9 protein-coding genes are annotated in these 12,808 nt (G+C 73.9%); 5 read left to right on the forward strand and 4 right to left on the reverse strand.

Annotated features, from left to right (window positions below):
- Positions 1-2 precede the first annotated feature (2 nt).
- Both A8711_RS22390 and A8711_RS22395 read left to right on the forward strand, forming a co-directional pair.
- Positions 3-596: a TetR/AcrR family transcriptional regulator gene (locus A8711_RS22390; protein WP_030504220.1), complete on the forward strand. Its 594-nt coding sequence runs from the start codon at positions 3-5 to the stop codon at positions 594-596.
- 90 nt (positions 597-686) lie between these two features.
- Positions 687-4,172 carry an ABC transporter ATP-binding protein gene (locus tag A8711_RS22395; protein WP_069089235.1) on the forward strand — a complete coding sequence of 1,162 codons (3,486 nt, stop codon included), beginning with the start codon at positions 687-689 and terminating at the stop codon, positions 4,170-4,172.
- Positions 4,173-4,192: 20 nt separating this feature from the next.
- Here the strand turns inward: A8711_RS22395 and A8711_RS22400 are convergent, their stop codons facing one another.
- The 4 genes from A8711_RS22400 to A8711_RS22415 form a co-directional block, all read right to left on the reverse strand.
- Positions 4,193-5,260 (reverse strand): NADH:flavin oxidoreductase/NADH oxidase, encoded by a 1,068-nt coding sequence (locus tag A8711_RS22400; protein WP_069089236.1) that lies wholly within the window; start codon positions 5,258-5,260, stop codon positions 4,193-4,195.
- A gap of 72 nt (positions 5,261-5,332) precedes the next feature.
- A complete protein-coding gene (locus tag A8711_RS22405) occupies positions 5,333-6,613 on the reverse strand; it encodes a dicarboxylate/amino acid:cation symporter (protein WP_176722860.1) in 1,281 nt (426 codons plus the stop codon).
- A gap of 136 nt (positions 6,614-6,749) precedes the next feature.
- The gene (locus tag A8711_RS22410; RefSeq protein ID WP_043325855.1) at positions 6,750-7,418 is read right to left on the reverse strand and encodes a DUF998 domain-containing protein; all 669 of its coding nucleotides are present in this window, start codon (positions 7,416-7,418) and stop codon (positions 6,750-6,752) included.
- Complete coding sequence (locus A8711_RS22415) at positions 7,411-8,376, reverse strand: glutathione S-transferase family protein (protein WP_043325853.1); 966 nt, start codon at positions 8,374-8,376, stop codon at positions 7,411-7,413. Before A8711_RS22415 ends, A8711_RS22410 begins: the two co-directional genes overlap by 8 nt.
- Positions 8,377-8,463: 87 nt before the next feature.
- Here A8711_RS22415 and pcaF point away from each other — a divergent pair, with 87 nt between their 5' ends.
- From pcaF to A8711_RS22430, 3 genes are all read left to right on the forward strand, one after another.
- Complete coding sequence (gene pcaF, locus A8711_RS22420) at positions 8,464-9,669, forward strand: 3-oxoadipyl-CoA thiolase (RefSeq protein WP_069089238.1); 1,206 nt, start codon at positions 8,464-8,466, stop codon at positions 9,667-9,669.
- Positions 9,670-9,785: 116 nt separating this feature from the next.
- Entirely contained in the window at positions 9,786-10,604 is an 819-nt protein-coding gene (locus A8711_RS22425) for an SAM-dependent methyltransferase (protein WP_069089239.1), read from the forward strand.
- A 4-nt stretch (positions 10,605-10,608) separates the two neighbouring features.
- On the forward strand, positions 10,609-12,756 hold the full coding sequence (locus A8711_RS22430) for a bifunctional diguanylate cyclase/phosphodiesterase (protein WP_069089240.1): 2,148 nt from the start codon (positions 10,609-10,611) through the stop codon (positions 12,754-12,756).
- The last annotated feature ends 52 nt before the right edge of the window (positions 12,757-12,808 follow it).

Genomic DNA, 12,808 nt, shown 5'->3' on the forward strand with positions numbered 1-12,808 from the left:
CGGTGACGGACGGACGGACACGCCGGCGCGAGGACACCCGCCAGCGCCTCTTCGTGGCGGCGGTGGACCTCATCGCCGAGCAGGGATTCTCGGCCACCACGGTGGACGACATCGCGGCCCGGGCCGGCGTGGCGAAGGGGACCGTCTACTACAACTTCGAGTCCAAGACCGTCCTGTTCGAGGAGCTGCTGCGGCACGGCATCGGCCTGCTCACCGCCGAGTTCCGGGCCGCCGTCGACGGGCTGCCGCCGCTGGAGGCGCTGGGCGCGCTGGTCCGCGCGCAACTGGAGTACATCCGCCGCTACCGCGCCTTCGCCCAGCTGCTGCTCTCGGAGATGTGGCGGACCAACCGGGAGTGGCAGCAGACGCTGCGGCTGCTGCGCGGCGAGGCCATCGCGGTGATCGCCGACACGGTGCAGGCCGGCGTGGACAGCGGCGACCTCCCGGCCGACCTGGACGTGCGTACCGCGAGTTCGGCGCTGTTCGGCGTCGGGCTGGTGGTGGCGGTGGACTGGCTCGTCTTCTCGCCGGACCGCTCGATCGACGAGGTGCAGGAGTCGCTGCTCGGCATCGTCCGGCGGGTCGCGCGGACCTGACCAGCGGTCGGTAATTCGGTTGATTCCGGGCCGCCGGAAGGGTGAGGGTGAGGTCACCGCCCCCACCGATCCGAGTCCGGAGGACCTTCCATGCGCCTGCTCCGAGATCTCTGGGCCACGGCGCCCCGGCGGATGGCGGCGGTCCTGCTGCTGATCGTGCTCGGGGCCGCTGGCCAGGCGGCCGCGTCCGCGCTGGCCGGGCCGGTGCTGGTGCACCGTTCGTCCGGCTGGTTCGTCGCGCTCGCGGTGGCGCTCGTCGCCGCTGTCGTCACCGACCTGCTGATCGGCCTGATCATGGCGCGGCTCACCGCCGACTGGTCGGCCGACGTGCGGCGGCGGCTCTGCCGGGTCGCGCTCGGCCAGGACCTGCCCACCCTGGAGACCACGCCGGTCGGCGAGTTGCTCGACCGGATCGACAACGACGTCTACCAGGTCGCCGCCGAGATGCGGAACACCGGCGTACGGCTGGCGCAGGGCCTCGCGGTCTGCGTCCTCGCGACGGTGAGCGCGCTGATCGTCTGGTGGCCCGCCGGTGTCGGCATGATCGTGCTCACCTCCCTGCTCGCGGTGACGCTGCGCCGCCCGACCGCCCGGATCGCCCCGGCCCGGATGGCCGAGGAGGAGGCGTGGTCCGACCTCGCGGCGGTGATGGAGGAGGCGGTGCACGGGCAGGACGACGTGCGCACCAGCCTCGCCCGGCCGTACGTGCTGCGCCTCTACGCCCGCCGCGCGGCCGAGGTGATCGCCCGGTGCGTCCGGGTGTTCCGGCTCTCCGCCCGGGTCACCGCGGCCGCCGCCGGCGCGGTCCGGGTCGGCATCGCCGGTGTGGTGCTGGGCGGCGCGTGGGCGCTCGCCACCGGCCGCGTCGACGCCGCCCGGCTGACCGGGATCTGGCTGCTGGCCATCGCGTTCGGCGCGACTGTCGAGCACATCGCCCGCTGGGTGCCGCACCTGCAGCAGGCGTTCGGCGCGTGGGGCCGGGTGCAACTGCTCGCCGGGTCGCCGCAGGAGCCGGAAGGCGGGGCCACCCCGGTCGACGGCGACCTGACCGTGCGCGGGCTCACCTACCGCTACCCGGCCGGCGGGGACGAGCGCGGGCCGGCGCTGCGCGACGTGCGCCTCGACTTCGTCCGGGGCCGCTCGTACGCGCTCGTCGGGCGTACCGGCTCGGGCAAGTCGACGCTGGCAAAGGTGCTCACCCGGGCGGTGGACGTGCCCCGCGGCACGGTGTTCCTCGGCGACACCGACCTGGTCGACCTGGACGTCGAGGAACTGCGCCGGTGGATCGCCGTGGTGCCGCAACGCACCGAGATCCTGGCCGGCACGCTCGCCGAGAACGTGGCGCTGTTCGACCCGGAGCTGCTGGACGCCGCCGAGCGGGCGCTGGCCGAGCTGGGCCTGTCCGGCTGGATCGCCGAGCTGCCCGACGGCGTGCACACCCGGCTCGGCGACGGCGGCTACGTGCTCTCCGCCGGGCAGGAGCAGCTCGTCGCGTTCGCCCGCATCCTGGTCCGCGACCCGCACGTGGTGATCCTCGACGAGGCCACCGCGCGGCTCGACCCGGTCACCGAGAACCGGGTACGCGAGGCCACCGAACGGCTGCTCACCGACCGGATCGGCATCGTCATCGCGCACCGGCTCTCCTCGGTGCGCCGCTGCGACGAGGTGGTCGTGATGGCCGACGGAGCGGTGCTGGAGGCCGGTCCGCTGCGCGAGTCGGCCCGCTTCGCCGAACTGCTCGCCACCAGCCACGCCGGGGCGTACGCCGGGGTGGGCGCCCGGCGCGGCGGCGTCGACCTGCTCGACGCCCCCGCCTGGGACGACGCGCCCGCCACGCCCACCGCGCCCGCGACGCGGCCGGCCGCCGTGCCGCGCGCCGACCCGCCACCCGCGCCGCCCGCGCCCCCCGCGCGGACCATGCGCGAGATCCTCCGGCTGGGCCTCAACGACCCGCGGTACGGCCTGATCTCGGTCGGCCTGTTCATCGTGATGACTGTGCTCGGGATGGACGGCGCGGTGCTGCCCTGGCTCTGGGCCGACCTGGTCGGCGGCGGCGACCCGTGGCTGCCGGCGCTGGGCATCGTGGCCGCGCTGCTCGTGGTGCTGCCGCTGCCGTACCTGACGAACCTGTGGTTCCCGCAGTGGTGGATCCGGCAGATGCTGCGGATCAGCGCCCGGCTGGTGCACGGGCAGACCGGCGCGCGCCGGGTCAGCGGGCACACCCCGGCCGAGGTGGTGGCCCAGGGCGGTGACACCGACCGGGTGGTGCACCTGGCCGACAACCTGATGGACCAGTTCATCTCGCTGGTCATCGTGGTCACCATGACGCTGGTGACCGGCAGCTTCGTACCGGCGTTGTTCTTCGTCGGCACGATGGTGGTCTCCGGGCTGGCGGCGACGCTGTTCGGGCCGAGGCTGGAACGCACCGCGGCCGGCACGGTGAAGGCGCGCGCCGCGTTCGCCACCGCGCTGGTCTCCGCGCTGTCCGCCGCCCGTACGGTCAAGCTGGCCGGCGCCACCCGCCCGGTGCTGCGGCACCTCGCCCGGCTCGACGAGGTACGCAGCGAGCGGCAGCGGCGCGAGATCGCCATGCAGGTGTGGGCCCGGTCCACGCCGTCGGTGGCCAGCGGCCTGCTGCCGATCGGCGCGTGGGCGCTCTACCTGGCCGGCGGGCTGTCCGCCGGCGCCACGCTGGTGGCCGTCTCCACGCTCGGCGCGGCTCGCTGGTTCGCGTGGACCACCGCGTCACTGGTGTCGCAGTACCCGTCGGCGCGGGTGTGGACGAAGCGGACGGTGGCGATGACCGGCGAGGCCGTGTACGCGGCGCCGGTGCCCGGCCTGGACCTGGTCGCGGGCACCGCGCCCGCGCCCGAGCCGCCGCCCCGGCACCCGCTGCGCCGCCTGGAACTGGCCGGCTTCGGCGCGCTGCACTCCGACGGCACGCTGGCCGTGCGCGACGTCGACCTGGTGGTCGAGCGCGGGCAGCTGGTGCTCGTCGTCGGCCCGGTCGGGTCCGGCAAGTCGTCGCTGCTGCGCGCGCTGGCCGGGATCGTGCACCACGTCGGCGAGCTGCGCTGGAACGGCGACCCGGTGACCGAGCCGGAGATGTTCCTGCGCCCCAACCAGGTCGGGTACGTCGGTCAGCTGCCCCGGGTGCTGTCCGGCACGGTGGCCGACAACATCGCGCTCGGGCACCAGGTGGACGCCGCCGGTGCGGTCTCGACCGCCCAGCTCGAACACGACCTGGCCGCCGCGGGAGGCGGGCTCGGGTTGCTGATCGGGCACAAGGGCACCCGGCTCTCCGGTGGTCAGCTCCAGCGGCTGGCGCTGGCCCGGGCGCTCGCGCCGCGTACCGAGCTGCTGGTGGCCGACGACGTGTCGTCGGCGCTGGACGTGAGCACGGAGCTGGCGTTGTGGGCGGCGTTGCGCGAGCACGGGGTGACTGTGGTCGGCTCGACCGCGAAGCGGGCCGCGCTGGTGCGGGCCGACCACGTGGTGGTGCTGATCGACGGCACGGTGGCCGACCAGGGCACCTGGGCCGACCTGGAACCCCGCTGGAACCACCTGGCCGGCTGACCGCCCGGGCGGGAGGGCCGTCAGAAGGCTCGGGCGTACTGGTCGGGCCAAGCGGGGGTAGCTCCCAGCTTGGCGGCGGCGCGGCGCGGCCAGTACGGGTCGCGCAGCAGTTCCCGGCCCAGCAGCACCAGGTCCGCCTCGCCGCTGGCCACGATCTGCTCGGCCTGCTCGGGCTCGACGATCAGGCCCACCGCGCCGGTCGGCACCCCGGCGTCGCGGCGGATCCGGGCGGCCAGCGGCACCTGGTAGCCGGGTCCGACCGGGATGGACGCCCGGACGGCCGCGCCACCGGAGGACGTGTCGACCAGGTCCACCCCGGCGGCGGCCAGCTCACCGGCGAGCACCACGCTGTCCTCGACGGTCCAGCCGTCGTCGGTCCAGTCGGTGGCGGAGATCCGGGTCAGCACCGGCACCGACTCGCCGACGGCGGCGCGTACCGCGCGGGCCACCTCCAGCGTGAGCCGCATCCGGGCGGCCCGGTCGCCGCCCCAGCCGTCGGTGCGTCGGTTGGTCAGCGGGGACAGGAACTCGTGCAGCAGGTAGCCGTGCGCGGCGTGGATCTCCACGGCGGCGAACCCGGCGTCGAGCGCCCGCCCGGCGGCGGTGGCGAAGGCGTCCACCACTGCGGCGATGCCCGCCTCGTCCAGCGCGGTGGGCGTGCGGTACTCCGGCACGAACGGCTGGTCGCCCGGGCCCACCGGGGTCCAGCCGCCCTCGGCGTCCGGCACGCCGCCGCGCGCGGGCGCCCACGGCCGGTACGTGGACGCCTTGAACCCGGCGTGCGCGAGCTGCACGGCCGGGACGGCGCCCTGACCTGCCACGAATGCGGTGATCGGCCGCCAGGCGTCGACGTGCGCGCCGGACCAGAGGCCGGTGTCCTGCGGGCTGATCCGGCCCTCGGGCACCACAGCTGTCGCCTCGGTGATGACGAGCCCGGCCCCGCCGACCGCGCGGGAGCCGAGGTGGACGCGGTGCCAGTCGGTGGGCAGGCCGTCGGGCCCGGCGCTGTACTGGCACATGGGCGCCAGCGCGATCCGGTTGGGCAGCGTGACGCCGCGCAGGGCGAGCGGGGTGAACAGGGCGCTCATTGTCGAAGATCCTCCGGTCATGGCTTCGGGTGCGCCTCCCGCTTTCGGAAGACGCACCCGAAGAAGTGTGGATCAGGCGGGTACGGGGTCGAGCCGCTCGGTCTCGACCGGCTCGATCAGGTCGCGCTTGCCGGCCGAGTCGTACGCGGCCCGGTCGAGCGTGCCCTCCCGGGCGGCCACGATGGTCGGCACCACCGCTTGACCGGCCACGTTCGTAGCGGTGCGGATCATGTCCAGGATCGGGTCGATGGCCAGCAGCAGGCCGGCCCCGGCCAGCGGCAGGCCCAGCGTGCTCAGGGTCAGCGTGAGCATGACGATCGCGCCGGTCAGGCCGGCGGTGGCGGCCGAGCCGACCACCGAGACGAACGCGATCAGCAGGTAGTCGGTGACGCCCAGGTCCACGCCGAACACCTGCGCCACGAAGATCGCGGCGAGCGCCGGGTAGATGGCGGCGCAGCCGTCCATCTTCGTGGTGGCGCCGAACGGCACGGCGAAGGAGGCGTACTCGCGGGGGACGCCGAGGCGCTCCACCGAGCGCTGGGTCACCGGCATGGTGCCCACCGAGGAGCGGGACACGAACGCCAGCTCGATGGCGGGCCAGGCGCCGGCGAAGAAGCGCAGCGGGTTGAGCTTGCCGGCCACCGCGAGCAGCACCGGGTAGACCACGAACAGCACCAGCGCGCAGCCGACGTAGACGGCCGTGGTGAACTTCGCGAGCGGGGCCAGCAGGTCCCAGCCGTACGAGGCGACGGCGTTGCCGATCAGGCCGAGCGTGCCGATCGGGGCGAGCCGGATGACCCACCAGAGCGCCTTCTGCACGATCGACAGCAGCGAGCGGTTGAGCGACACGAACGGCTCGGCGGCGTCGCCGACGAGCAGCGCGGCGGCACCCACCACCAGGGCGAGGAAGACGATCTGCAGGACGTTGCCCTCGACGAACGCGCCGACCGGGTTGGTCGGGACGATGCCGGTGAGGAAGTCGATCCAGGAGCCGGTGGTCTTCGGCGCGGTGGCGCCGGCCGGGTCCAGGTTGACGCCGCGGCCGGGGTCGGTGAGCAGGCCGAGGCCGATGCCGATGCTCACCGCGATGAGCGCGGTGACGGCGAACCAGAGCAGCGTCTTGACGGCGAGCCGGGCGGCGTTGGCGACGCCGCGCAGGCTGACCACGCTGACCACGATGGCGGTGAAGACAAGCGGCGGCACGGCCAGCTTGAGCAGCTGGACGAAGAGGCCGCCGACGGTGTCGAGCGTGCTGGTCAGCCAGGCGAGGTCGGCGGCGCGGGCGAGGAAACCGAGCGCCACACCGAGCACGAGGCCCAGCAGGATCTGGACGGAGAAGGGAATTCTGCGCAGGGCGGAAGCCATGAGGACGGGTCCAAGGTCTGGAGAGGGAAGGCGGGCGTCAGGGCGTGGAGCTACGCCGGACAGACGCCGCTGGCCTGCCGTCGCAGATCGACGTACAGGCGCTCGGTGAGGCACCAGACATTGGTCATCGTCGCGACACGTTACTCCCGTCGCGGGTGGGAACGGAAGGACCGTCGCCGGTGAGGCTCCTTACAGCCAGGTATCCGGAGGTGACCAGTCCCCAGGCGGCGACCACGACCAGCAGCACCCGCTCCGACAGCCCGAGCAGCGTGCTGCGGCCGACCAGCAGCAGCGCCAGCGCGACCACGACGGCCACCGGCAGCGCCACCGCCGCGCCGACCGCGGCGATCCGCCGCAGCCCCTGGTCCGCCGCCCGGGAGAACAGCACCACGAGCATGGCGAGCACCACAGCGGCGGTCGCCGCGATGCTGGCCCCGCCGTGCACCAGGTCCGCCACCGTGGGGGCCTCGAACGGCGGCAACGGGCAGCCCTCGCTGCACGTGACAGCGCCGGACAGCACAGTCGCGACCGCGCCGATGCCGAGCAGCCCGGCCGCCGCCCGCAACCCCGGCGGCAGCGCCCCGGCGAGCAGCAGCAGCGAGGCGGCCACCGAGAAGATCCCGATCCGGTACGCCCCGGCGTACCCGCTGTCCGCGATGCCCGCCTCACTCACGTACGCGACGGGTCCGGGACCGGGACCGGCGACCACCGCAACAGTCACCGCAGCCGCGCCGGCGGCCAGGCAGACGGCGGCGAACGCGGCGGAGATCCGGCGGCCGGTGTCCTCAGCCACGTCCGTGCGGGGTGGTCCAGCCGGACAGGTCGGGGCCGAGCGGCACGATCCGGGTCGGGTTGATCATGTCGTGGGTGGCGTAGTAGTGCCGCTTGATGTGGTCGAAGTCCACCGTCTCGCCGAAGCCCGGCGTCTGGAACAGGTCCCGCGCGTACGCCCAGAGCACCGGCATCTCGGTCAGCTTGCGCAGGTTGCACTTGAAGTGCCCGTGGTACGCCACGTCGAAGCGCACCAGCGTGGTGAACAGCCGCACGTCCGCCTCGGTGATCGCGTCGCCCATCAGGTAGCGCCGGCCGGCCAGCCGCTCGCTCAGCGCGTCGAGGCGGGCGAACAGCGCGGTGAACGCCTCGTCGTACGCCTCCTGGGAGGTGGCGAACCCGCATCGGTAGACGCCGTTGTTGACGTCCCGGTGGATCTCCGCCATCAGCGCGTCCATCTCCGGGCGCAGCTCGACCGGGTACAGGTCCGGCGCGTCCGGCGCGTGGAACCGCCGCCACTCGGTCGAGAAGTCGAGCGTGAGCTGCGGATAGTCGTTCGTGACCACCCGTCCGGTGAGCGTGTCCACGAGCGCCGGCACGGTCACCCGGCCGGTGTAGTCCGCGTCGGTGGACAGGTACGCCTCGGACAGGAAGCCGATGCCGAGCACCGGGTCGAAGCCGTCCGGGTCGAGCGCGAACCGCCAGCCCCGCTCGTCCCGGATCGGGTCGACGGTGCCCAGCGAGATCACCTCGTCCAGCCCGAGCAGGCCGCGCACGATCCGGGCCCGGTGCGCCCACGGGCAGGCCCGGCACCAGATCAGCCGGTAGCGGCCCGCCTCCAGCGGCCAGCGCCCCTGATCGTCCGGCCCGCCGCCCTCCGGGGAGGTGGAGTGCGGGGTGACCCGGCCGGTGAACCGGTTGGGCTGGCGGACGAACGCGCCGCCGCCACTTGTCTCTGCGCTGAACTGGGCCCCGGACATGCGGCAAACCTATCCGCTCCGGTCACGGATATCCTGGCGCCGGGTACCCCCACCGACCCCTTCCCACCCCCGAAGGACGTACGCGCGATGACAGTGGCCTATCTCGTTGCCGGAGTCCGCACCCCGATCGGCCGGTACGCCGGCGCCCTGGCCGGGGTCCGCCCCGACGACCTGGCCGCGCACGTCGTCCGCGAGCTGGTGGCCCGCCACCCGTCGGTCGACTGGGCGCGTACCGACGACGTGATCCTGGGCTGCGCCAACCAGGCCGGCGAGGACAACCGCAACGTGGCCCGGATGGCCGCGCTGCTCGCCGGGTTGCCGGAGGAGGTGCCGGGCAGCACCGTCAACCGGCTCTGCGGATCCGGCCTGGACGCGCTCGCCTCCGCCGCCCGCGCGATCGTCGCCGGTGAGGCCGACCTGGTGGTGGCCGGCGGCGTGGAGAGCATGAGCCGCGCGCCGTTCGTCATGCCGAAGGCGGCCACGCCGTTCGCCCGCACCGCCGAGGTGTACGACACCACCATCGGCTGGCGGCTGGTCAACCCGCTGATGCRCAAGGGCTGGGGCGTCGACTCGATGCCGGAGACGGCGGAGAACGTGGCAGCCGAGTTCGGCGTGGACCGGGCCGCGCAGGACGCCTTCGCGTACCGGTCGCAGCAGCGGGCCGCCAAGGCGCAGGCCGACGGCCGGCTGGCCGAGGAGATCGTCCCGGTGACGGTGCCCGCCGGCAAGCGCGAGACGACGCTGGTCGAGGCCGACGAGCACCCGCGCGAGACGACGCTGGCGAAGCTCGCCTCGCTGCCCACCCCGTTCCGTGAGGGCGGCACGGTGACGGCCGGCAACTCCTCCGGCGTCAACGACGGCGCGGTCGCGCTGCTCGTCGCCTCCGCGGCCGCCGTCGAACGCTACGGCCTCACCCCGCTGGCCCGGGTACGCGGCGCGGCGGCGGCCGGCGTACCGCCGCGGATCATGGGCGTCGGCCCGGTGCCGGCCACCCGCAAGCTGCTCGACCGGACGGGCCTGTCGCTCGCCGACGTGGACGTGATCGAGCTGAACGAGGCGTTCGCCGCGCAGGCCGTGGCGGTGCTGCGCGAGCTGGGCCTGCCGGAGGACGCCGAGCACGTCAACCCGAACGGTGGGGCGATCGCGCTGGGCCACCCGCTGGGCGCCAGCGGCGCCCGGCTGGCGCTGACCGCCGCGCTGGAGCTGCGCCGCCGGGGTGGTCGGCGGGCGCTCGCCACCATGTGCGTCGGCGTCGGGCAGGGCATCTCGCTGCTGCTGGAGTCGGCCGCCTGAGGCCGGTCGGCGGCATCGCGAGAAGTGGATCTCCCGTACCTGGTCGTCCGCGCATAGAGTGGGCTGGACCACATGATCCGCCCCTCGCGGCGGACGACGACCTGGGAGACCGAGCGATGCAGACGCCGGACGGACTTCCCGCCGAGATCGACCTGACCCGGCCGAGCGCCGCCCGGGTCTACGACTACTTCCTCGGCGGGGCGCACAACTTCGAGATCGACCGGCAGCTCGCCGAGCAGATCGCGTCCATGACACCGAACCTGGCGGCCACCATGCGCTCGGGGCGGGAGTTCCTGCGCCGGGCCGTCCGGGTGCTGCTCGACGCCGGTATCGACCAGTTCCTCGACATCGGTTCCGGCATTCCCACCGTCGGCAACGTGCACGAGGTCGCCCAGGCCGCGAACCCGGACGCCCGCATCGTGTACGTCGACATCGACCCGGTCGCCGTGGCGCACAGCCACGAGCTGCTCGCCGGCAACGAGCGCGCCACCGCGGTCCTGGCCGACCTGCGTGAGCCGAAGCTGATCCTGGACCACGCCCGGTCCAGCGGGCTGATCGACTTCGACCGGCCGCTGGGCATCCTGCTCGCCGGCGTCGTGCACTTCGTCCCGGACGCCGACCGCCCGGCCGACATCCTGGCCACCCTGCGGGCGGCCGCCGCCCCGGGCAGCTACCTGGTCATCTCCCACTCCACGTTCGAGGACCAGCCGCAGGAGATGCTGGACGCGCAGCGGCTGTCCGCGCGTACCGCCACCGAGATCACGCTGCGCTCGCGGGCCGAGATCACCGGCTTCTTCGGCGACTGGACGATCCTCGAACCGGGCGTGGTGCACATGCCACTGTGGCGGCCCGAGTCACCGTCGGACGTGGACGAGCACCCGGAGCGGTTCGGCGCCTTCGGCGGCGTCGCCCGGCACGACCGCGCCCTCGGCTGATCCCATGCGCGCCCCGGACATCGACGGGGGAGACGTCAGCCGGCCCGGCGCCGTCGCGTACGCCGCCGAGTGGGCTCGTGCGGTGCGCCGCATCGGATTCGTGCCGCTGACCGCGGCCGAGACCGAGCGCCTGCTGGTGCCGCTCACCGAACGGCTCGGCGAGGCCCTGCTCGCCCCCACCTTCTCCGCCCGCCCGGCGGAGGAGGTGGGACGGGCCCTGGTGCAGGCGCATCTCACCGAGCCCGGCGTGCTCGACTGGTCGGTGCAGGCGCTCGGTGACCGGTTCCTGCAGTGGGTGCTGCCCGGCCGGGCGGAGTCACCCGAACTGCGCGAGCGGGTCGCGCTGCTGCAGGGCGCGTTCGCCGCCGGGTTCGCCCGCGCGTTGCGCGACCGGGTGTTCAGCCAGCAGGAGCGGATCTCCCGTTCCGCCTGGCAGGCGCGGGACACCGTCGAGCAGGCGCTGCGGGACAGCGAGGCCCGCTTCCGGGCGGTCTTCACCGGCGCCGTCATCGGCATCGGCATCGCCGGTGTGGACGGGCAGATCATCGAGGTCAACCAGTCCTTCGCGGACATGCTCGGCTACACCGTCGCGGAGATGCGGCGGATGAACGTGTCGGCGCTGGCCTACGCCGACGACGCGGCCGGCATGTGGGAGCTGTACCAGGAGCTGATCGAGGGCAAGCGGGACAGCGCGCGGGTCGAGAAGCGCTACTACCGCAAGGACGGCAGCGTCGTCTGGACCGACCTCGCGGTCTCGCTGATCCGGCACGACGACGGCCGGCCCCGGTTCACCGTCGCCATGGTCGAGGACATCACCGAGCGGTACGAGCTGCAGCAGCGGCTGCGCTTCCAGGCGCTGCACGATCCGCTGACCGGCCTGCCCAACCGGACGCTGTTCTTCGAGACGCTCGGCACCGTCTTCGACGGGGCGGGCGACGACCAGCGCGTCGGGCTCTGCTTCATCGACCTGGACGGCTTCAAGGCGATAAACGACAGCCTCGGCCACGACCTGGGCGACCGGCTGCTCAAGGTGATCGCCCGCCGGCTCAGCGACTGCGTGGCCGGGCGCGGTCACCTGGTGGCCCGCATGGGCGGCGACGAGTTCGTCATCCTGGTCGACTCCGACGGCGGCATCGACGACGCGGTGGAGGCCGCCGAACTGGCGCTGGCCGCCGTCTCCGCGCCGGTGCACGTCGCCGACCAGCAGCTCGCCGTGTCGGCGAGCATCGGCATCGTGGAGTGCCCGGCGGCGGAAACCAGCGTCGGTGACCTGATGAAGGCCGCCGACACCACGCTGTACTGGGCCAAGGCGGAGGGCCGGGGACGCTGGGCGGTGTACGACCCGGAGCGCAGCGCCGCCGACATCGCCCGCTCGGCGCTGGCCGCGAACCTGCCCGCCGCGCTGGACCGGGACGAGTTCGTGCTGCACTACCAGCCGATCGTGTCGCTGCTGGACGGCACGATGGTGGCGGTCGAGGCGCTGGTGCGCTGGCAGCACCCCGAGCTGGGCCTGATCGGGCCGGACCGGTTCATCGGGCTGGCCGAGGAGACCGGCCTGATCGTCCGGCTCGGCGCGTGGGTGCTGCGTCAGGCGTGCCGCGACGCCGAGTCGTGGCGGCGCGCGTACCCGGAGACGTCGCTGGTGGTCAGCGTCAACCTGGCCGCCCGGCAGGCGGACGACCCGGCCATCGTGGAGACGGTCGCGGAGGCGTTGCAGCACACCGGCCTGCCGGCCGAGCTGTTGCAGCTGGAGCTGACCGAGAGCGCGGTCATGGGCAGCGCGGGTGAGCCGCTGCGGACCCTGCACCAGCTCGCCGACCTGGGGCTGCGGCTGGCCATCGACGACTTCGGCACCGGGTACTCGAACCTGGCGTACCTGCGGCGGCTGCCGATCCACTGCGTGAAGCTGGCGGGCCCGTTCGTCGAGGGGATAAAGGGTGACGGGGACGCGGTCGCCGACCACCGGGACGAGCGGATCGTGGACGCGCTGGTCCGGCTGGCGCACGCGCTGGAGCTGTCGGTGACGGCCGAGGCGGTGGAGACCGAGGTGCAGGCCGAGCGGCTGCGGGCGCTGCGGTGCGACACCGGGCAGGGCCGCCTGTTCGGCGCCCCGATGCCCGCCGACGGCATCCGCGCCCGCCTGGGCGGGTAAGGAAGGGCCCCCTGTTAACGCCTCCGGTAGAGCAGGGGGCCCCGCTTAACAC

The organism is Micromonospora sp. II, from assembly GCF_001709195.1.
GTDB classification, from domain to species: domain Bacteria; phylum Actinomycetota; class Actinomycetes; order Mycobacteriales; family Micromonosporaceae; genus Micromonospora; species Micromonospora chalcea.

Excerpts from the sequence above, each read along its gene's own strand:
- A8711_RS22395 (WP_069089235.1), top strand. The coding sequence starts at position 687 with ATGCGCCTGCTCCGAGATCTCTGGGCCACGGCGCCCCGGCGGATGGCG.
- A8711_RS22400 (WP_069089236.1), bottom strand. The coding sequence starts at position 5,260 with ATGAGCGCCCTGTTCACCCCGCTCGCCCTGCGCGGCGTCACGCTGCCC.
- A8711_RS22415 (WP_043325853.1), bottom strand. The coding sequence starts at position 8,376 with ATGTCCGGGGCCCAGTTCAGCGCAGAGACAAGTGGCGGCGGCGCGTTC.
- A8711_RS22425 (WP_069089239.1), top strand. The coding sequence starts at position 9,786 with ATGCAGACGCCGGACGGACTTCCCGCCGAGATCGACCTGACCCGGCCG.
- A8711_RS22430 (WP_069089240.1), top strand. The coding sequence starts at position 10,609 with ATGCGCGCCCCGGACATCGACGGGGGAGACGTCAGCCGGCCCGGCGCC.